16 protein-coding genes are annotated in these 18,682 nt (G+C 67.9%); 10 read left to right on the top strand and 6 right to left on the bottom strand.

Annotated elements, in window-relative coordinates; genetic code table 11:
- Positions 1–159: 159 nt before the first annotated feature.
- The 6 genes from KHO18_RS04210 to KHO18_RS04185 all read left to right on the top strand — a co-directional run bounded on the left by KHO18_RS04210 (position 160) and on the right by KHO18_RS04185 (position 7,955).
- Positions 160–972, top strand: a complete 813-nt coding sequence (locus KHO18_RS04210; RefSeq protein WP_186296806.1) for a thioesterase family protein — start codon at positions 160–162, stop codon at positions 970–972.
- A gap of 165 nt (positions 973–1,137) precedes the next feature.
- On the top strand, positions 1,138–2,601 hold the full coding sequence (locus tag KHO18_RS04205; RefSeq protein WP_144197042.1) for an MFS transporter: 1,464 nt from the start codon (positions 1,138–1,140) through the stop codon (positions 2,599–2,601).
- The gene (locus KHO18_RS04200) at positions 2,598–4,121 is read left to right on the top strand and encodes an FGGY family carbohydrate kinase (RefSeq protein ID WP_144197041.1); all 1,524 of its coding nucleotides are present in this window, start codon (positions 2,598–2,600) and stop codon (positions 4,119–4,121) included. Before KHO18_RS04205 ends, KHO18_RS04200 begins: the two co-directional genes overlap by 4 nt.
- An 18-nt stretch (positions 4,122–4,139) precedes the next feature.
- Complete coding sequence (locus KHO18_RS04195; protein ID WP_144197040.1) at positions 4,140–5,819, top strand: glycerol-3-phosphate dehydrogenase/oxidase; 1,680 nt, start codon at positions 4,140–4,142, stop codon at positions 5,817–5,819.
- The gene (locus tag KHO18_RS04190) at positions 5,816–7,366 is read left to right on the top strand and encodes an FAD-binding oxidoreductase (RefSeq protein ID WP_144197039.1); all 1,551 of its coding nucleotides are present in this window, start codon (positions 5,816–5,818) and stop codon (positions 7,364–7,366) included. The genes KHO18_RS04195 and KHO18_RS04190 overlap by 4 nt, the downstream gene beginning before the upstream one ends.
- A gap of 4 nt (positions 7,367–7,370) precedes the next feature.
- Positions 7,371–7,955 (top strand): glycerol-3-phosphate responsive antiterminator, encoded by a 585-nt coding sequence (locus KHO18_RS04185; protein ID WP_144197038.1) that lies wholly within the window; start codon positions 7,371–7,373, stop codon positions 7,953–7,955.
- Positions 7,956–7,959: 4 nt separating this feature from the next.
- On the opposite strand, the gene KHO18_RS04180 is transcribed toward KHO18_RS04185, so the two are convergent.
- Together KHO18_RS04180 and KHO18_RS04175 are read right to left on the bottom strand one after the other, a co-directional pair.
- Positions 7,960–9,252 (bottom strand): phospholipase D-like domain-containing protein, encoded by a 1,293-nt coding sequence (locus tag KHO18_RS04180; RefSeq protein WP_144197037.1) that lies wholly within the window; start codon positions 9,250–9,252, stop codon positions 7,960–7,962.
- Positions 9,253–9,377: 125 nt separating this feature from the next.
- Positions 9,378–10,526, bottom strand: coding sequence for an MFS transporter (locus tag KHO18_RS04175; RefSeq protein ID WP_211942814.1), 1,149 nt, complete (start codon positions 10,524–10,526; stop codon positions 9,378–9,380).
- A gap of 103 nt (positions 10,527–10,629) precedes the next feature.
- Between KHO18_RS04175 and KHO18_RS04170 the strand changes: the two genes are divergently transcribed.
- Positions 10,630–11,094, top strand: a complete 465-nt coding sequence (locus tag KHO18_RS04170) for a winged helix-turn-helix transcriptional regulator (RefSeq protein WP_211942813.1) — start codon at positions 10,630–10,632, stop codon at positions 11,092–11,094.
- Here KHO18_RS04170 and KHO18_RS04165 read toward each other — a convergent pair.
- Positions 11,091–11,837 (bottom strand): FadR/GntR family transcriptional regulator, encoded by a 747-nt coding sequence (locus KHO18_RS04165; RefSeq protein WP_186296805.1) that lies wholly within the window; start codon positions 11,835–11,837, stop codon positions 11,091–11,093. The two genes, KHO18_RS04170 and KHO18_RS04165, sit on opposite strands and share 4 nt — an antisense overlap.
- A 71-nt stretch (positions 11,838–11,908) precedes the next feature.
- Between KHO18_RS04165 and KHO18_RS04160 the strand changes: the two genes are divergently transcribed.
- Genes KHO18_RS04160 through KHO18_RS04150 form a run of 3 tightly spaced genes read left to right on the top strand, consistent with a single transcriptional unit; the run spans position 11,909 to position 15,711 of the window.
- Positions 11,909–12,919 (top strand): Bug family tripartite tricarboxylate transporter substrate binding protein, encoded by a 1,011-nt coding sequence (locus KHO18_RS04160; RefSeq protein WP_144197033.1) that lies wholly within the window; start codon positions 11,909–11,911, stop codon positions 12,917–12,919.
- Between the two features lie 11 nt (positions 12,920–12,930).
- Positions 12,931–14,499 (top strand): AMP-binding protein, encoded by a 1,569-nt coding sequence (locus KHO18_RS04155; protein WP_211942812.1) that lies wholly within the window; start codon positions 12,931–12,933, stop codon positions 14,497–14,499.
- A gap of 33 nt (positions 14,500–14,532) precedes the next feature.
- Positions 14,533–15,711: a thiolase family protein gene (locus tag KHO18_RS04150; RefSeq protein WP_144197031.1), complete on the top strand. Its 1,179-nt coding sequence runs from the start codon at positions 14,533–14,535 to the stop codon at positions 15,709–15,711.
- On the opposite strand, the gene KHO18_RS04145 is transcribed toward KHO18_RS04150, so the two are convergent.
- The 3 genes from KHO18_RS04145 to KHO18_RS04135 are packed head-to-tail and all read right to left on the bottom strand — an operon-like array spanning position 15,695 to position 18,673.
- Positions 15,695–16,975, bottom strand: a complete 1,281-nt coding sequence (locus KHO18_RS04145) for a chloride channel protein (protein ID WP_211942811.1) — start codon at positions 16,973–16,975, stop codon at positions 15,695–15,697. The two genes, KHO18_RS04150 and KHO18_RS04145, sit on opposite strands and share 17 nt — an antisense overlap.
- 7 nt (positions 16,976–16,982) lie before the next feature.
- Positions 16,983–17,525: a cytochrome b gene (locus tag KHO18_RS04140; RefSeq protein WP_144197029.1), complete on the bottom strand. Its 543-nt coding sequence runs from the start codon at positions 17,523–17,525 to the stop codon at positions 16,983–16,985.
- Positions 17,522–18,673: a catalase family peroxidase gene (locus KHO18_RS04135; RefSeq protein WP_244844522.1), complete on the bottom strand. Its 1,152-nt coding sequence runs from the start codon at positions 18,671–18,673 to the stop codon at positions 17,522–17,524. Before KHO18_RS04135 ends, KHO18_RS04140 begins: the two co-directional genes overlap by 4 nt.
- Between the last annotated feature and the right edge of the window lie 9 nt (positions 18,674–18,682).

Genomic DNA, 18,682 nt, shown 5'->3' with positions numbered 1-18,682 from the left:
GCTTATTGCAATGCACCAACCGACTTTCACGGCTGAAAGGTTCATGGCCGGTATCCGCACAGAACGGTGCGGCCTGCGGGCCAGCCATGTCGTGGTGTATCGTTGGCGGCCATAGCGCCCCGGCGTCCGGGGCGCGCACCGCGCCTCACGGAGACCGTCTTGGCTACTGCTTCTGTGCCCATTCCCCACAGCATTTTCGAAGTCTCGGGCGATACCGTCATCCCCACCGAGCTGTCACGCGGCCCCTGGCATCCCGGCGCCCAGCACGGCGGCGCGCCCGGCGGCTTGCTGGCCTCGATGGCGGACCGCGCCATGGCACATGAGCCGGGTTGGTCGATGGTTCGCCTCACCCTCGAATTCGTGCGGCCGGTGCCCGTGGCACCGTTGCGCGCGGTGGTCGAACCGCAGCCGGGGGGATCGGTACGGCGCGTGCGCCTGGAGCTGTCCCACGAAGGCGTGCCGGTCGTCTACGGGACGGCGGTCTACATCCGCGAGCGCGCGCTCGATCTCCAGTCCTCCCCCCAGTCCCCGTCCCTCCCCCCACCCGATGCGTGCCACACGCCGATCCTCATCCCGGGCATGGAGCCGCAGACCTCGTTCCACTACACCGCCATGGAGAGCCGCGTGGCGACCGGCACGGTCACGGCACCCGGCCCCGCGGCCGTGTGGTTCCGCCTGGCGGTGCCGCTGGTGGCCGACTGGCCGGTGACCGCGGCGGCACGCGCAGTGGCCGCAGCGGACTTCGGCAATGGCATCAGCTGGGCCGTGCCGCTGGATCGCTTCGCGTTTGCGAATGCCGACCTGACGATGTACCTGCACCGGCTGCCACGCGGGGAATGGGTCGCGGCTGAATCGACGACCACGGTGCAGGAAAGCGGCATCGGCCTGGCCCGTACCACGCTGCATGACGAGCAGGGCGTCATCGGCGTCGCGCAGCAGGGGCTGATCTTCAAGCCGCGCGACGCGCGCTAGTCGCACCCGGCTTCGCCCCACCTATCGGGTTTTCCCCGTTGACATGCCCTGCCCGGCGACATACATTGGCCGGGCAGATCTAGATAAGAGACCATCTGTAAGATGGTCTCTTAGCGCGTGCAGTTTGCTGCGGCCTCTTACAGAACCAAAAAAAAGGAGACCGCCGTGCAAACCTCTGCCATCAAGCTTCGTGGCATCGACGATGTCATCGCCTTCATAGATTCCTGTCCTGGCATACGTGGCCGCGCCGGCGTGGTGTGGTGGCTCGCCCTCGGCGGACTCTTCCTTGACGCTTTCTCCAATTCCGCACTGAGCGCCGGCCTTGGGCCGATGACGCGCAATTTGCAGCTTGCCCCCGCGCAGGTGGCGCTGCTGACCTCGTTCGCCTCGTGGGTCGCCATCGTCTTCAACCCGCTGGGCGGCTGGATGGCCGACCGTTGGGGCCGCGTGCGCCCGCTGATCCTGGCCAAGGTGCTGGCCGTGGTCGGCGCGCTGCTGGTGGTGTTCGCGCCCGGCTTCGATGTGATCCTGGTCGGCCGCTTCTTCGTCGGCGCAGCGTACGGCATCGACTTCGCCATCGCCATGGCCGTGCTGGCCGAATTCACGCCGGTCAAGCTCAAGAGCCGCCTCAATACCTGGCAGGGCATGTGGTACACGGCAGTCTGTTCCAACCTGCTGCTGGCGCTGCTGTTCCACTCGTGGCATGTGGGCGATACGATCTGGCGCTACTCGGTGGCCGCCACGGCCATCTTCGGCGTCGTCATCCTCGTCCTGCAACTGCTGTTCCTGGTCGAAAGCCCGATCTGGCTGGCCCGCAAGGAGCGGCTGGACGCCGCCGCGCGCGCCATGACGCGCATCTATGGCCGCGCCTTCATGGCCGCCCCGCCGTCCGAGCGCGTTCCCGTGACCAACCAGGCCCGTCGCGGCCTGGCCAACGTGCTGCTGATCTTCCGTGGCGTCTACCTGCCCCGCACCATCCTCGCCTCCACGGTGCAGATCGGCCAGTCGATCCAGTACTTCGCGATTGGCTGGTACCTGCCGCTGATCAGCGCCGCACTGTTCGGCAAGGACTTTGTCTACGCCACCATCGGCGCGCTGGTGTTCAATGTGTGCGGCATCTTCGGCGGCTTCCTGTCCCCGCTGATCGGCCGCAAGCTTGGGCTGCGCCGCGCCTCGGCGTTCGGCTTCGCCGCCGTCTTCGTGATGCTGCTGGTGCTCGGCCTGTTCAACGGCAAGATGCCGATGTGGGTCGCCGTGGTCGTGCCGTCGCTGTTCATCCTGTTCCACTCGGGCGGCCCCGGCGCGAACGGCAAGAGCCTGTCCTCGCTGTCGTTCCGCAGCGAACTGCGCGCGGGCGCCAACGGCATCATCGGCGCGCTCGGCTCCATCGGCGCGGCGCTGGGCCTGCTGGTGTTTCCGCTGTTCCGCGCCCAGTACGGGCTGGAAACCACCTTCCTGATCCTCTCCGTGGTGCCCCTCATCGCCAGCATCATCTGCTTCACGATCCGCTGGGACCCCACGCGCACCACCATCAACCCTGACAACGAAGCCGATGCCCCGCAGTTCGCACGCGATGCGCGCGAGGCGGCCGGCTTCCTGCAACCCGTGATCGAGAAATCGCAGTCATGACCCAGAACAGGAACGTCATCCTCGCCATCGACGAGGGCACGTCCGGCACCCGCGCCGCCGTGGTGGCCGCCGATGGCCACGTCTCATGCCTGGAATACACCACGCTGCAAGTGGATTCACCGCGCCCCGGCGTGGTCGAGCAGGACGCCAACGTCCTGCTGGAGAAGACGCTGGCCGTGTGCCGGGCCACGTTGGCGCAGGCCGCGCGCGATAACCTCAACGTGGTGGCGCTCGCCATCGCCACGCAGCGCGCCACGGCCGTGCTGTGGGACACGCAAACCGGCCGCGCGCTGGTGCCGGCCATGGTCTGGCAGGACACGCGCTACGCGCCGGACCTGCACGCGTTGGCGGGCACATGGGATGCGCGCCTGCGCCCCGCCGTCGGCCGGCCTGCCGGCGTGCGGTCGCCCTACCTGTGGGCGGCACGGCACCTGCGCGAGACGCCCGTCGTGGCCGAGGCATGGGCCGCGCGCCGCCTGGCGTTTGGCACCGTGGACAGCTGGCTGCTCTGGCACCTCTCCACCGAGCGCGCCTGCGTGACCACGCCGACGAATGCCACGTCATGCAGCGCCTACATGCTCGGCGAGCACCGCTACCTCACGGATTGGATCGATGCACTCGACTTTCCGCGTGAGCTGCTGCCCGAGTTGCGGCAGGACGCCGATGACTTCGGCCGCACGCGCACCGACCTGCTCGGCATCGACGTGCCCATCCTCGCCTGCGCCGGCGACCAGCTTGCCGGCGCCATCGGGCTGGGCTGCCTCGACGCCGGGCAGTCGATGTGCCTGCACGGCACCGGCAGCTTCGTGGACCTGATGGTCGGCCCCGCCCTGCCCGCGCGCAGCGGCGAATCGGACAGCACGCTGACGATGACCGCGCGGCGCCATCAGGGCGTCTCCCACTACTCGGTGGAGACCTTCGTGGCCACCACCGGCTCCGCGCTCAACTGGGTCTGCAACAAACTGCACTGGTTCCAGGACGCCCGGCAGATCAGCGCGCTGGCGGCCACGGTGCCCTCGTCGGGCGGCGTCACGTTCATCCCGGCGCTCACCGGCCTGCGCGTGCCGCAGATGCAGCCCGAGGCCCGCGCCGCGCTGAACGGCGTGTCGATGGCCACCACGCAGGCGGAGATCGCCCACGCCATCCTCGCCGGCATCGCCCATTCCGTGGCCTCCTGCATCGAGGCCAACCGCGACATCGCCGGCGTGGCCGTCTCCGGCCTCGTAGTGGGCGGCGGCCTCTCCGGCAGCGACGCGCTGCTCCAGATGCAGGCCGACCTCACCGGCCTGCCGATCCATCGCATGCAGGAGACGGACCGCGCCAGCCTGCGCGGCATCGCCTATCTGGCCGGCGCGTCGGGCCTGCTGTGGGACTCCCTGCAGCAAGCCCGCACCACCACTGCGCCGGACGCCGTGTTTACCCCGGCCATCGGCGAGGACGAGCGCGCCGCGCGGCGCACGCTCTGGCACGCCCGCGTGGCGTCGGAACTCAATCACGTGGACGCGTTTGCGTCGCATTAATCAGGAGAAGCGATCAACATGATGGGTCTGCCATCCCGAAGCGCGAGCCGCGAACGCGCCGCCATGACCAGCACCGAACCGCTGCGGCTCGACCGCCGGTCGCAACTGGACCGCCTGGGCAGCGAGGCCTTCGACATCCTCATCGTCGGCGGCGGGGTCACCGGCGCCTACGCGGCGCTGGACGCCAGCCTGCGCGGCTACCGTGTGGCGCTGGTCGAGAAGAACGACTTTGCCTCGGGCACCTCGTCCAAGTCGTCGAAGATGGTGCACGGCGGCCTGCGCTACATCGAGCAGGGCAACCTGAGCCTGGTGCGCCATTCCCTGCTTGAGCGCCAGCGCCTGCGCCGCAACGCGCGCCATCTGGTGCAACGCCTGCCATTCCTGTTTCCCGTGATGGAGCGCGACGGCGTGTTCGACAAGCGGCTCGCCAAGGCATTCGAGAGCCTGCTCTGGACGTACGACCTGGCCGGCGGCTGGCGCGAAGGCATCCTGCACCAGAAGCTGACCAAGGCGGAGGTCCTCTCGCACTGCCCCACCTTCAATCCGGAGCACCTGACCGGGGGCTTCCTGTATTTCGATGCGCGGGTGGATGACGCGCGGCTGACGCTGAACATCGCGCGCACCGCCGCCTTCCATGGCGCGGCCGTGGCCAACCACGCGCAGGTCATGGAGATCACCCGCGACGGCCACGGCAAGGTCGATGGCGCCATCGTCCACGCGGGCGAGCAGGAAATCCGCGTGCGTGCGGGCGTGGTCATCATGGCCACCGGCGTGTGGCTGCGCGACTGGACCGGCCGCAAGCGCGGCGAACAGAAGACGCTGCACATCCGCCCCGCCAAGGGCGTGCACGTGGCCATTCCCTGGCTCAAGATCCGCAACGACTGCACGGTGACGATTCCCGTACCGGGGCGCAGCCGCCGCGCCACCATCACGCGCTGGGGCAATGTGTCCTACCTCGGCACCACTGACGAGGACTACGAAGGCGACCTCGACAACGTGATGTGCACCCGCCAGGAACTCGACTTCCTGCTCGAAGGCGCACGGTCGGCGCTGAAGACGGACCTCCAGCCGGAAGACGTGGTGGGCAGCATCGCCGGATGCCGGCCGCTGGTGGCGCCGCCGGGCGGCAAGACGCTCGAGATCAAGCGCAACCATGAAATCCATGTTGCCGATGACGGCCTGGTGACCATCGTCGGCGGCAAGCTGACCACCTCGCGCCATATGGCCGAGCAGACCATCGACGCCGCGCAGCGCGTGATCGGCAAGCGCGGCAAGTGCCGCACGAAGAGCGCCTACCTGCTCGGCGCCGCCGGCTATGACGCACAGGCCATCGTGGCGTCAGGCGGCATGTCGGCGCACCTGGGCGAGCGGTACGGCACGGAGGCGCGCTTTGTCAGCGACATCCTCCAGGCCGATGCCGCGCTCGGCCGGCCCATTGTCGAAGGCCTGCCCCACACCGAAGCGGAAGTCGTCTACGCGGTGCGCCACGAGCTGGCCGGCACCGTGGACGACGTGCTGTCGCGCCGCATGCGTGCCCGCCTGATGGCGCGCGATGCCTCCGCCCACGCCGCACCGCGCGTGGGCCAGATCCTCCAGGCCGAACTCGGATTGTCCGAGTCGGCCGTCGCCCGGCAGGTCAGCGACTACCTGGCCGCCGTGGCACTCGAAAAATCCGTCCTCATGGGAGAAGCAGCATGATCAGCAAGGAAGCCATCAAGCGCGGTTACAACCGCGGCAACTACGTCGTGGGCGCGCACACGCCGCCGGGCTACGCAGCCACCATTACCGAGACGCCAGACGCCCCCGGCCTGCAGCGCGACGCCGTGCCGCTCAGCGACGCCACGCTGGCCGCGCTGCGCCAGGTGGCGGATGCGGTCCTGACCAGCACCGGCGACGTGGTGACGTGGACGCGCGACTGGTGGGCGGGCTCGATGATGACCGAGACCGGCGGCAAGCCGGCCACGCCGCGCGGCGTGATCGTGCGCGTGTCCACCGTGGACCAGGTGCAGGCCGTGATGCGCATCGCCCACGCCAGTGCGGTGCCGGTCACGGTTTCCGCCGGCCGCAGCAACGTCACCGGCGCCGCGCTGCCGGTACGCGGCGGCATCGTGCTCGACGTCTGCGAGTTGAACAAGCTGCTGGGCTTCGACAAGGACAGCCAGATCGTGGAAGTCGAGGCCGGCATGTTCGGCGACATCTTCGAGCAGACCATCCAGCAGGAATACGGCATGACGATGGGCCACTGGCCGTCGTCATACGCCATCAGCACGGTGGGCGGCTGGGTGGCCTGCCGGGGCGCCGGGCAGCTCTCCACACGCTACGGCAAGATCGAGGACATGGTCTTCGGCATGGACGTGGTGCTGGCCGACGGCCGCCTCATCACCGTGGGCGGCTACTCGCGCGCGGCGCTGGGCCCGGACCTGCAGCAGCTGTTCATCGGCTCGGAAGGCACGCTGGGGGTGATCGTGCGCGTGCGGCTGAAGCTGCACCGCCTGCCCGACTACGGCCGCGCCATCGCCTATGGCTTCAAGACCTTCGCCATCGGCCTGGAGGCGTGCCGGGAAATCATGCAGCGCGGCGCAAACCCGGCGGCCCTGCGGCTCTATGACGCCCTGGAGAGCGGCGTGCAGTTCGGCCTGCCGGACACCAACGTGCTGCTGGTGGCTGACGAAGGCGCCCGGGATATGGTCGATGCGGTGATGGCGATCGGCGAGCGGGTCTGCGCGGAACTGGGCGACAAGCTCGACGACAAGGCCATCTTCGAACGCTGGCTCGACACGCGCTACCTGACCGGCAAGAGCGCCGAAGGCTTCAAGCGCAGCCCCGGCTTCGTCGCCGATACGCTGGAGATGTCCGGGCCGTGGGCGGACCTGCCCGCGATCTACGACGACGTGGTGGCCGCCATCAACGCGGTGCCCGGCACGCTGGCCGGCTCCGCGCACCAGTCGCACGCCTACGTGGACGGCGCCTGCCTGTACTTTTCGCTGCGCGGCGAGGTCGCCGTGGAAGACCGCCAGAGGTGGTATCGCGCCGCCTGGGACGCCGCCAACGCCGTGCTGATCCAATACAATGCGGCCCTGAGCCACCATCATGGCATCGGGCTGCTGCGCGCGCCGTACATGGCGCCGTCGCTGGACACGGCGTTCCCGGTGCTGGTGGCGGTCAAGCAGGCACTCGATCCGCAGAACATCCTCAACCCCGGGAAGCTCGGCCTGAGCGACGTGCTTTCCCACGAAGCGAAGTAACACCATGGACAGGTCCCTCGGCGCCCGCCTGACGCGCCACCCGGTCATCGCCACGCTCTACGGCGCGGAGCAGGTCGATGCGTTTGTCGACAGCGAGGCCGAAGTCTCGATCGTGGCGAACGTGGAGCTGCGCAAGCTGCAGCCCGTGATTGCCACGCTGACCCGCGCCGGCAAGTACGTCATCGTCAACATCGACAGCTGCGAAGGGCTGTCGCAGGACAAGGGTGGCGTGGATTACCTGGCGGACATCGGGGTGACCAGTCTGGTGTCCACGCGCGTGGCCACCATCCAGCGCGCCAACCGCGCCGGCATGGTGACAATGCAGAAGGTCTTCGTGACCGACCGCTCGACATGGCCACGCAGCGTGAAGGCGCTGGAGCAGAGCGACCCCAACCTGGTGCAGCTGATGCCGGCGCCGATGCTGTCCCACCTGCCCGAGGCGGACCGCAAGGCGCTGCCGCCCATCGTCACGTCCGGCTTTGTCTGCAACGAGACCGACATCCGCAGCGCGCTCGCGCATGGCGCGGTGGCGGTCTCGACCAGCGACCGCAAGCTCTGGAACCTCGAAGGCAAGACACTGAAGTCCTGAAGCCCTATAGCTGCGAGGCCAGCAGCGAACTCAGCCGATCGGCAAGCTTCTCGCGCCACGGCCGGTTGGACCATGCTGCCAGCGAGATCGGCCGGGACAAGGCCAGGTCGTCCTCGAATATGCGCGTCTGTTCGGCCGCGAAGTCCCGATCGAGAATATTGAGCGTGGCCTCGTCGTTCAGGCGGAAGGAGCGATTGTCGAAGTTGGTCGAGCCAACCGACACCAGGAACCCGTCCACGATCATCACCTTGCAGTGATACATCGTGGGCGCGTACTCGGCGATCAGCGCGCCGGCCGCCAGCGGCTCGCCCCATTGGGCCCGCGACGCCGAACGGGAGGTTTCCGAGTCGATATGCTCGCCCGGCACGATGATCCGGACCCTGACGCCGCGCTTGAGCGCGGCGACCAGTGCCTTCCGCGTCAGGTCGTCCGGCACGAAGTACGCCGCCGACAAGTCAATGGTGCGCGTGGCGGCGGTGATGGCGAGCAGGTACATCAGCGCCATGTTCTCGCTGCCGCCGGTGGGGGAACTGCTGAACATCTGCGCCATGCCCTTGCCCACCTCCGGCAATGCCGGGAAATACCCCGGGCCGTGGGGGACTTCGCCGCTCACCTTGATCCAGTTGTCGAGGAAGACCGACTGCATCTGGGCCACCACGGGGCCTTCGACCTGGAAATGCGTGTCGCGCCAATGCTGGGGGTCCTGGGCGTGGCCGGTCCATTCCGGCGCAATGCCCACGCCGCCGGTGAAGCCGATCCTGCCGTCGACGATCAGGAGCTTCCGGTGGGTACGGTTGTTGAGCTTGCCAAGCGTGTACCAGTGCACCGGGTGATAGCGCTGCAAGGCAACGCCGGCGTCCGACATGATGTGCAGCACGGCGTCGTCCACCTTCTGGCTTCCCACCCAGTCCAGCAGGACATGCACCTTCACGCCGGCCTTCGCGCGTTCGGCCAGCGCCTGCGCGAACTCCCGGCCAATCTCGCCAGACCAGTAGATGTATGACTCGAAGGTAATGGTCTGCTGCGCAGCGCGAATGGCGCCGAGCATCGCGGGGAAGATCTCGTCGCCATTCTTCAGCACGCGATAGGCGTTGCCGCCAACCACTGGCGGCCCCAGCAGGACGCCCAGTTCCCGGGAAAACTGCGGGTCTTCGGTCGCGTAGAGCCGCTCCAGCCGGTGCTCGATGCGCTTCTCCCCGCCGAACAGGTTATAGGCCAGCAGGCCAAAGACCGCCGTGAGGATGACGGCAAGCAGCACATACCACGTGGTCCGGGCTCTTCCATGAACGTGGCGCATCGGCAGGCTTCCTTTTATAGGGGAGACGGCGCTCCTCGAACATGCAGTGTGGACGAATTTTGGCGGATTGCAGCCCCCGGGGGTGTGGGACCGACCCAACGTTCGTCACTTGCAAATGCGAATCACTATCGCGCCCTCGCCCAGAACACCAGCGCCACCAGGCTGACCAGCGCGCCGAGCGTGCAAACCCCGCCCCACCCCGCCACGGCGTAGGCCACCGAGGTACCGAAAGCGCCCAGCGCGCTGCCCACCGCGTAGAACAGCATGTAGACGCCCACGAGCCGGCCCTGGGCGTCCGGCTGGGTATTGAGGATCAGGCTCTGATTGGTCACGTGCAGCGCCTGGCCGCCGAGGTCGAGCAGCAGGATTCCCGGCACGAGCGCCCAAAGCGATACCGTCATGCCGGCCAGTGGCAGCCATGCCGCGATCAGGCACAGCAGCGCCAGCAGCGTGGTGCGCTCGCCAAACCCCCGATCCACCTGCCGCCCCGCGCCGGCGCCGGCCAGCGCGCCGAGCGCCCCCACCAGCCCGAACGCGCCGATGGCCGAGTGCGAGAACGCATAGGGCGGCGCGCTCAGCGGCAGCACCAGCGCGCTCCAGAAGATGTTGAACGCCGCGAACATCAGCAGCGCAAGCATGCCGCGTACCTGCAAGACCCGGTTATGGCGCAGCAGCCCGAACATCGACACGAGCAGCGCCGGGTAGCCGATGCGCTGGGCAGCGGCCGGCAAGCTGGGCAGTCGCGCCCAGAGCCCCGCCGCCAGCAACAGCATGGCGCTGGCCGAGCCGAAGTACACCGCGCGCCATCCGGCCAGGTCGCTGACCACGCCTGCCACCACGCGGGCGAGCAGCAAGCCGAGGAAGACGCCACTCTGGGCCGCGCCGACCACGCGGCCACGTTCCTGCGCCGGCGCAGCGGCTGCGGCGTAGGCAATCAGCCCCTGCGTCATGGCCGTACCGAGCATGCCGGTGAGGCACATCGCGCCGAACAGGCCAACCGTGGAGGACGACAGCCCCACCGCCACCAGCGCGAGCACCAGAGCCAGCGCCTGCGCCAGCATCAGGTGCCGCCGCGCGAAGACATCGCCCAATGGCACCAGCAGCACCAGGGCCAGCGCGCAGCCAACTTGCGTGACGGTGACCACCCCGCCAATGGCGAAGGCCGGAATGGCGAAGTCGCGCGCCAGGGCGTCCAGCAGCGGCTGCGCATAGTAGACATTGGCCACGCTCAGGCCACTGGCGCAGGCAAACAGCAGCATCAGGCTCCGACGCATACGCAATCTACCCCCCCATAACTAGTTGCAAATTAAAACCAGTTGAAGGCTAGCGGAAGTGGTTTTAAAATGCAACCACTTGCGGCGATCGAGGGACAATGAGATGCGTGATGACAAAGCGGCTGAAGCCCACGCCGAAGCCGAAGCCTGTCCGGTGGCGAGAAGCGTCAATGTGATTGGCGACCGCTGGTCGCTGCTGATCGTGCGCGATGCCTTCGACGGCATGCGCCGCTTCAGCGATTTTCAGCGCAATCTGGGCATGGCGCGCAACGTGCTGGCGGACCGGCTGCGCCGGCTGGTGGAAGCCGGCATCCTCGACCAGCAACCCGCCTCAGACGGCAGCGCCTATCAGGAATACGTGCTCACGCCCCGGGGCGAGGAACTCTTCCCCGTGGTGGTGGCGCTGCGGCAATGGGCCGAGAGTCATCTGTTCACACAGGGAGAGCCGCACTCGGATCTGGTGGAGCGGACCTCGGGCAAGCCGATTCCGCGCATGGTGCCGCGCGCGCACGATGGCAGCACGCTGATGCCCCACGATGCCGAAGTGCGGAAGCTGGCCGGCCGCTAGTCGTGCGGGAAATACCCCTCCAGGAACCGCTCCAGCGATCGCAGCATCTCCTGCTCGGCAGCCTCGGCGTCGCCACGCGCGAAATGCGCCATGAATCGGCGCCGCGACGCGAAAATTTCTTCGTTCTCGTAGGTGCCGATCCGCAGGATGAACTCCACCAGTAGCGAAATCAGCCCGTCCATGAAGACGACCAGGATCGGGTTGCCGGCGATGCGCGCCAGCATCTTGTGGAACTCATGGTTCAAGGTGAACCGCTTCTCGAATTCGCCAGCCGCCGTGGCGGCCTCGGCGGCATCGATATTGCGATAGAGCCGGGCCACGTCGTCTTCCGTCGCCAGCCGGCAGGCCTCGCGCACGATGGCGGGCTCGATCGAGATATGGGCCTGGATGAGCTGGCGCGGCGTAATGCCGCCGAGGCGGTAGAGGTCCATCAGCCCCTCGATCACCACTGAGCCATCGGCGCGGGTAATGAAGATCCCGCCATGCGCGCCCTTCTTGGTCTCCACCAGCCCGGACTGCTCAAGCGAGCGCACCGCCTCGCGAAGGGTATTGCGCGATACCCCGAGCTCCGCAGCCAGTTGCCGCTCCGCCGGCAGGCGCGTGCCCGGCTTCAGGCGTCCCCCGGCGATCTCCTTGCGGATCTGGTTCGCGATCTCGTCCGCCGCACGCCGGACCGCAATCGGCCGAAATGGCGTCTGCGCCACATCGTCAGGATTTACCCGAGGGTCTAGTTTTGTAGTCATCGTTTGCCGATAGAATGGTTCAACCATTAAGCCATTATGGCACGCCAATGATAAGGCTAAAGGAGACGACGATGACGACAATGCACCTGCCCACGAGAACCCCCTCCCCGCGCCGTGCGTGGCTGGCGGCAACAGCCACCTTGCTGGCCTCGACGCTGATCGGCGGCACCGCTCACGCCCAGCGGGACGCCACGTATCCGACGCAGCCGGTCAAGCTGGTGGTGGTCTATCAGGCGGGCGGTGCAAACGACATCGTAGCCCGCGTCCTGGCCGACCGCATGACGCGCGTGCTCGGCCAGTCGGTCATGGTGGTCAACAAGCCGGGGGCCTCCGGGGCGATCGGCGCGCAGTTCGTGGCCGGCAGCCAGCCAGACGGCTACACGGTGCTGATGGGCGGTGCGCCGCTCGTGGTCGCACGCGCGCTATATAAGAACCCTCCGGTGGACTTCGAGAAGAGTTTTTCGCCCGTGGGCAAGGCGGTCAACCTCAATCTGGTGCTGGTTGCCCGCAAGTCCTATCCGGCTGACACCTTCAAGCAGGCCATGGACCTGGAGAAGAAGCAGCCGGGAAGCTCCACCATGGCGGTCACTGCCGGCGTCTTCGAGCTTTACTACGCGCGCCTCAACCGGCTCGCCAACACCCGCATCGTCAAGGTGCCCTACAACGGCGTGCCCGCCGCGATGAACGACATCCAGGGCGACCGCGTGGACATGCTGATCGACACCGTGGCCGCGCAGAAGCCCTTTATCGCCAGCGGTGCCACCAAGCCGCTCGCGGTATTCGGCCCGAAGCGGCTGCCCTCCCTTCCCGATGTGCCCACGCTGGCGGAACTCGGCCTGAAGGGCTTCGATGACCAGTCCTACGTCGGCATGCTGGTGCCGAAGGGCACGCCCGACGGCGTGGTGCGCAAGCTCAACGGCGCCCTGAACACCGCGCTGGCCGACCCCGAGGTCAAGTCGCGCCTGGAGAAGCTGGACTTCGGCGTGGAAGGCAGCACCCCGGAAGCCTTCTTCAAGGAGATGAAATCGGATTCCGACCGCTTCGCTGAACTTGCCGACGCCACCCATATTGAAAAGCAGTAAGGAGATGTGAGATGGGGGACACAGGACAACTCTACGGCTGCACCACCGTCGCCGCGCTGTACCGTTCGGCATTCAAGACGTTTGCCGACCGCGAGGCGCTGGTCGGGCAGGACATTCGCCTGACCTACGGCGAACTCGAGGCCCGCTGCCACCAGATAGCGCGGCTCTTCCTGTCGATCGGCCTGCGCCGCCAGGATGGCATCGCCATGCTGGCCGGCAATCGTGTCGATGCCATGGCCGCGATCATCGCCGCCCAGCTCCTTGGCTTGCGCTACACGGCGCTGCACCCGCTCGGCTCCGCCGAGGATCAGGCTTTCGTGCTGCGCGATGCCGGCATCCAGGCGCTGGTGATCGACACGCCCCGGCACGGCGAGCGCGGCGCGGCGCTGGCCGGGCTCGGCATCGTCAGGCATGTGCTGACGCTGGGCCCGGCGCCGTTCGGCACCGACCTGGTGGCGGCCGCCGCGACCATGGACGCCGGCGACTTCCCGCTCGACGTGCAAGCCGGCGATGTCTTCAAGATCGGCTACACCGGTGGCACCACGGGCAAGTCCAAGGGTGTGGTCCAGTCTCACCGGACCGCCGTGACGATGACGCTGCAGCAGCTGGCCTGCTGGGAGTGGCCCGACGAAGCGCGATTCCTGGCCACGACGCCCATCTCCCACGCGGCGGGCGCCGCCATCCTGCCCACCTTCCTGCAGGGCGGCACGGTGGTTTTCATGGACAAATACGATCCGCTGGCCTTCCTCGAAGCCGTTGCGCGCCACCGCATCACCTGTACCTTCCTGGTGCCGAGCCAGATCTACGGGCTGCTCGACTTCGCGGGGCTGGCGGACCATGACCTGTCCGGCCTGCACCGCATCTGGTACGGCGCCGCGCCCATCGCGCCGGCCCGGCTGGCCGAGGCGATCGGGCGGATCGGCCGGATTTTCGGTCAGATCTACGGCCAGGCCGAGGCGCCGATGACGGTGACCTACCTGCGCGCGGACGAGCACGACCCCGCCCGCCCCCATCTGATGGGCTCCTGCGGACGCCCGATTCCGGGCAACGACGTGCGCCTGCTGGATACGCAGCTACGGGAAGTGCCACCGGGCGAGATCGGCGAACTGTGCGTACGCGGCCCGCTGGTGATGTCGGGCTACCTGAACCGGCCGGAGGAAACCGCGAAGACGCTGGCCGGGGACTGGCTCCATACGGGCGACATGGCGCGCCGCGACGCCGCCGGCTACCTGTATCTGGTCGACCGGGCCAAGGACATGATCATCTCCGGCGGCTTCAACGTCTACTCGAGCGAGGTGGAGAACTGCCTGGCCGCGCACCCCGCCGTCGCCATGTCGGCGGTGATTGGCGTGCCGCACGCCAAGTGGGGCGAAGCCGTGACCGCGCTGGTCGTGCTCAAGCCGGATGCATCGGTCACCGAGCAGGCGCTGATCGACTTCGTCACCGCGCACAAGGGCGTGGTGTGCGCGCCAAAGTCCGTCTCGTTCGAGACGGCGCTGCCGCTCACCTCGCTCGGCAAACTCGACAAGAAATCCCTGCGGGCCCGTTACTGGGGCGGGCAGGACCGTCAGGTCAGTTAATCGACACAGACAACAGACCCTCTGGAGACCCGCATGCAGCAAGCTTTCATCATCGACGCCATCCGCACGCCCATGGGCCGCGCCAAACCCGGCGCCGCCTTTGCCGAAGTCCACCCCGCCGAACTGCTGGCGCAGCTCCTGAAAGGGCTGGTCGAGCGTAACCGGCTGGACCCGGGCATGGTCGACGACGTCATTACCGGCTGCGTCAGCCAGGTGGGCGAGCAGTCCGCCACGCCCGGCCGCGTGGCCTGGCTGGCCGCCGGCTTCCCGGAGCACGTGCCCTCGACCACCATCGACCGCAAGTGCGGCTCCAGCCAGCAGGCCATCCATTTCGCCGCGCAGGGGATCATGGCGGGGGTCTACGACATCGTGATCGCCTGCGGCGTGGAGTCGATGAGCCGCGTGCCGATGGGCACGGCGCGCATGGGGCAAGACCCTTACGGCCCCTCGTTTGCCAAGCGCTACGCGCCCGGTCTGGTGTCGCAAGGCGTGGCGGCGGAACTGATGGCCAGCCGGGGCGCGCTCTCGCGGGAGGCACTCGATGCCTATTCGGCGGAGTCCCACCGCCGCGCCCAGTTGGCCCGGGAACAGGGCGCATTCCGGCGCGAGATCCTGCCGATCGTCACCCCGCGTGGCGTGGTGGAAGTCGATGAAACCATCCGGCCGGACACCTCGCCCGCCAGTCTCGCCACCTTGAAGCCGGCCTTCCGCACCGATGAACTGGCCGCGCGCTTCCCCGAAGTCGGCTGGCACATCACGGCCGGGAATTCCTCCCAGATGACGGACGGCGCCTCGGCGCTGCTGCTGATGAGCGAGCGCATGGCATCCCGGCTCGGTTGCAACGCACGCGCCCGCTTCGCCGGCTTCGACGTCTGCGGCGATAGCCCGATGCTGATGCTGACCGCCCCCATCCCCGCCAGCCAGCGCGTCCTCAGGAAGAGCGGCCTGACGATGGCAGACATGTCGCATTGCGAAGTCAATGAGGCGTTCGCGCCCGTGCCGATGATCTGGCAGCGCGAACTCGGCGCCGATCCCGCACGGCTCAACCCGCGCGGGGGCGCGATCTCCCTGGGCCACCCGCTGGGCGCCTCCGGGGCGCGCATCATGACCACCCTGCTGCACGCGCTGGAAGACAACAAGGGCCGCTACGGCCTCCAGGCGATCTGCGAAGCCGGCGGCATGGCCAACGCGACGATCATCGAGCGGCTCTGAGCGGTGCGCGGGCGTGGTCGGCGCAGAGCTTTTGCGCCCACACCGCCCCCGCCACCGCAAGCAAGAGCGGCGGCGCCAGTGCATAGGGCAGATGCGTGAATTCGGCAACCAGGACGATGGCGGTCAGGGGCATGCGCATCGATGCGGCGAGGAAGGCCGCCCCGCCCACGATGGCGCAGGCGCCCGGCGAGATGCCGGGCAAGGCGATGTTCCAAAGGGCGCCGCCGGCGACGGCCAGCAAGGCCCCGCAGGCCAGTCCGGGGGTCAGCAAGCCACCCGCCGCACCGGCGCGCAGCGATGCGCAGATGACGCCCATTTTGAGCGCCAGCAACGCGCATGCCAGAGCGGGCGTCAGCTCACCCTCGAACCCGAGCTGGACAGGGCCCTTGCCGTTGCCAAGCAGTTCGGGAAAGCGGATGCTCAGCAGGCCGAGCACGGCAAAGTTCAGCAGGCAAAGCCACAGGAGCCACGCGCCACGCGGCGCGCGGGAGCGGGCAGCGGCAGTCGCCCGGCTGAATGCAGCGCCGGCCATGCCGAAGATCGGGCCGAACAACACGGCCCACACGCTGAGCCAGTGGCCGGGCGCCAGCGTTGGCACGGCATACTGCACGTTCGTGCCGAGTCCAAGCGACGCCGTTTGCGCGGCCAGCGTCGACATGAACAACGCCAGAGCCGCAGCAGCCGGGTGAAACGTGCCGAGCAGGACTTCGAGCGTGAAGACAGCACCGGCCAGCGGTACGCCGTAGACCGCGGCAAGCCCCGCGCCCGCACCGGCCGCCACAATCCATCTCCGTTGCGCCACAGGTAGCGCGAATAGCAAAGACAAGCGTCCGCCGACCAGCGCGCCAATCTCGCGTGGCGCCACTTCACGGCCCAGCGGAGACCCCAGTGCCACGGTGACTATCTGCAGGAGCGCGTGGGCGAGGGTCGCCCCGGGTGGCATCGGCGCGCCTTCATCCACAGCCCGCTTGATGCTGACGAGCGGCCGCCCGAAGCGATAGACGGCGAACCAGCCAACCCCCGCCACCACGCCGGCGCAGAGCGCCACCATCAGCCGCCGTAGCGGCGTGGCACGCTCCACGCCCGACAGGAAGCTCTGATGGCTCACCACGTGAGCGAGGCTGTAGTGATAGGCCAGGTGCTGGATGGCATGGAGCAGCAGTGCCAGGGCCATGCCGCCCAGGCCGGCGCCCACTGCCGTCAGCGTGGCGGCAAGGAGCAGGCGCCCCGTCGCGGCGGCCTGGGTGCCGTGCGCGGATCGCATCCTGCCCCTAGCGTGGGGTACCCGTCGTCATCGATTCCAGCACGCCATCGCGCCGGATCATGCCGTGGTACAGCGCAGCCGCGATGTGCAGCAGCACGACGCCCAGCAGCAGGTACGCCCCAACCGCATGGGCCTGCCGCAAGCACGCATAGAGTTGGGCGTGATGCGGCAAGATGGGCGGGAGCTGCACCGCACCGGCCAGCACCACCGGATACCCCCCTGCCGAGAGCATGCCCCAACCGATCAGCGGCATGGCCAGCATCAAGCCGTACAGCAGCACGTGCGACGCAATCGCCGCAAGGTGTTGTGCGCGAGGCATCGACCGCGGCAACGGCGGCGGACGGTGGATGAAGCGATTGATGATCCGGACCAGCACCAGCAACAGGATGGCGACACCAATTGTCTTGTGCAGCGACAGCAGCGCGAGATATCGCGGAGAGACCGTCGCCACCATGCCGACGCCGATACACAGCATGGCCAGGATGAGGACGGCCATCGCCCAGTGAAGCAGTCGGGAAGGCAGCGAGAAGCCTCGGCCAGTCGTTCTCATGATCGACCTCCTGCCTGCACTTCGGCTTCGGTGACGGCACCGGGCGGCTTGGCCGCGCGCTCTCGCTCCCGCAGGGTGAAAGACCGCGCATAGGCAGCCGACCGGGCGCTCGGGATGCCATCCGCGGACGTCGTCATGCCGGCCGGCAGCACGGTGGGATCGAAATTGATGTCGGTACAGGTTCCGGCGTCTTCCGCCGTCAGCTTGTCGAGCGTCACGGTACCCACCTCCACGTGTGTGCGGTCGTCGGGCCAGGGAAGATTCGGGCTGACCGGATCGCCGGCGTGGCCAATCGTCACCACCATCTTCCACTGCAATGGCTGACGTGCGGCGTCGGCAATCAGGGCATTGAACAGGTAGTTTGGATCGCCAGCCGCCTGCGGGCCCACCGGCGCGAACGGCTGAACCGGCACGGCGGACCAGCGCACCGGCACGGAGGCGCCCGCCTGGTTGACAAAGACGAACGTGTCGAGCCCGTTGTAGGTGCTGTTTGCGAAACCCGAAGACACCGCCCGCTTGCCCACGATGCCGACGGCCGACACGAACGCCGGATGCGCGGCGGCAAACGCCTTCATCTTCTCGGGGTCGGGCTTGCCCGTCTTCTGATCGGGTACCGACGCGATCATCTGCGCGTAGAAGGCCTGCACGTTGTCGAACGGAAACACCGGGATGTCGATCATCGCGGTCCGCCATTCTTCTCCGCCGGGCGGCTTCAACTGCATTGCCAGGCTGCGCACCAGATTCGGGGCGTCCGGGATGAACGGCATGCCGCCTGCGAAGGCAAAGCGTGCAGTGACAGGCACACGCCCGGGCGCCAGCACATCGGCCTTGCTGAACGGCACGCCCGCGCCGTTGCTGTCGAACCACCCGGTCGCGCACAGTCCCTTGGCGTGGTTGCGCCGAAAGCCCACGTGCTTGCCGTTGACGGCCTCGAAGCCGTCGATCACCTTGCCCTGGGTCAGCCGCCCAGGCGTGAACCAGCCGCCAACATAGGCGAAGCCACACGCCATGCAGACGACGGCGGCGCCAATGGCGCCCAGCCGGATCGCAACGGCATTGCGGCTGAGTTTGCGGGGGTCTTCGTCCATGTTCGCTCCTTGTTGAACAGGATCCTTGGGTACCGAAGACCAATACTTGTCGATTTCCACGGCGCGCGC

This window comes from Cupriavidus campinensis (assembly GCF_905397395.1).
Lineage (GTDB): Bacteria > Pseudomonadota > Gammaproteobacteria > Burkholderiales > Burkholderiaceae > Cupriavidus > Cupriavidus campinensis.
This window is presented reverse-complemented; position numbering and strand designations above follow the sequence as displayed.

Bases quoted from the DNA above. Each gene is read 5' to 3' on its own strand.
- KHO18_RS04160 (WP_144197033.1), top strand. From the start codon at position 11,909: ATGACGACAATGCACCTGCCCACGAGAACCCCCTCCCCGCGCCGTGCG.
- KHO18_RS04180 (WP_144197037.1), bottom strand. From the start codon at position 9,252: ATGCGCCACGTTCATGGAAGAGCCCGGACCACGTGGTATGTGCTGCTT.
- KHO18_RS04170 (WP_211942813.1), top strand. From the start codon at position 10,630: ATGCGTGATGACAAAGCGGCTGAAGCCCACGCCGAAGCCGAAGCCTGT.
- KHO18_RS04140 (WP_144197029.1), bottom strand. From the start codon at position 17,525: ATGAGAACGACTGGCCGAGGCTTCTCGCTGCCTTCCCGACTGCTTCAC.
- KHO18_RS04185 (WP_144197038.1), top strand. From the start codon at position 7,371: ATGGACAGGTCCCTCGGCGCCCGCCTGACGCGCCACCCGGTCATCGCC.
- KHO18_RS04190 (WP_144197039.1), top strand. From the start codon at position 5,816: ATGATCAGCAAGGAAGCCATCAAGCGCGGTTACAACCGCGGCAACTAC.
- KHO18_RS04195 (WP_144197040.1), top strand. From the start codon at position 4,140: ATGATGGGTCTGCCATCCCGAAGCGCGAGCCGCGAACGCGCCGCCATG.
- KHO18_RS04155 (WP_211942812.1), top strand. From the start codon at position 12,931: ATGGGGGACACAGGACAACTCTACGGCTGCACCACCGTCGCCGCGCTG.
- KHO18_RS04175 (WP_211942814.1), bottom strand. From the start codon at position 10,526: ATGCGTCGGAGCCTGATGCTGCTGTTTGCCTGCGCCAGTGGCCTGAGC.
- KHO18_RS04150 (WP_144197031.1), top strand. From the start codon at position 14,533: ATGCAGCAAGCTTTCATCATCGACGCCATCCGCACGCCCATGGGCCGC.
- KHO18_RS04200 (WP_144197041.1), top strand. From the start codon at position 2,598: ATGACCCAGAACAGGAACGTCATCCTCGCCATCGACGAGGGCACGTCC.
- KHO18_RS04145 (WP_211942811.1), bottom strand. From the start codon at position 16,975: ATGCGATCCGCGCACGGCACCCAGGCCGCCGCGACGGGGCGCCTGCTC.
- KHO18_RS04165 (WP_186296805.1), bottom strand. From the start codon at position 11,837: ATGACTACAAAACTAGACCCTCGGGTAAATCCTGACGATGTGGCGCAG.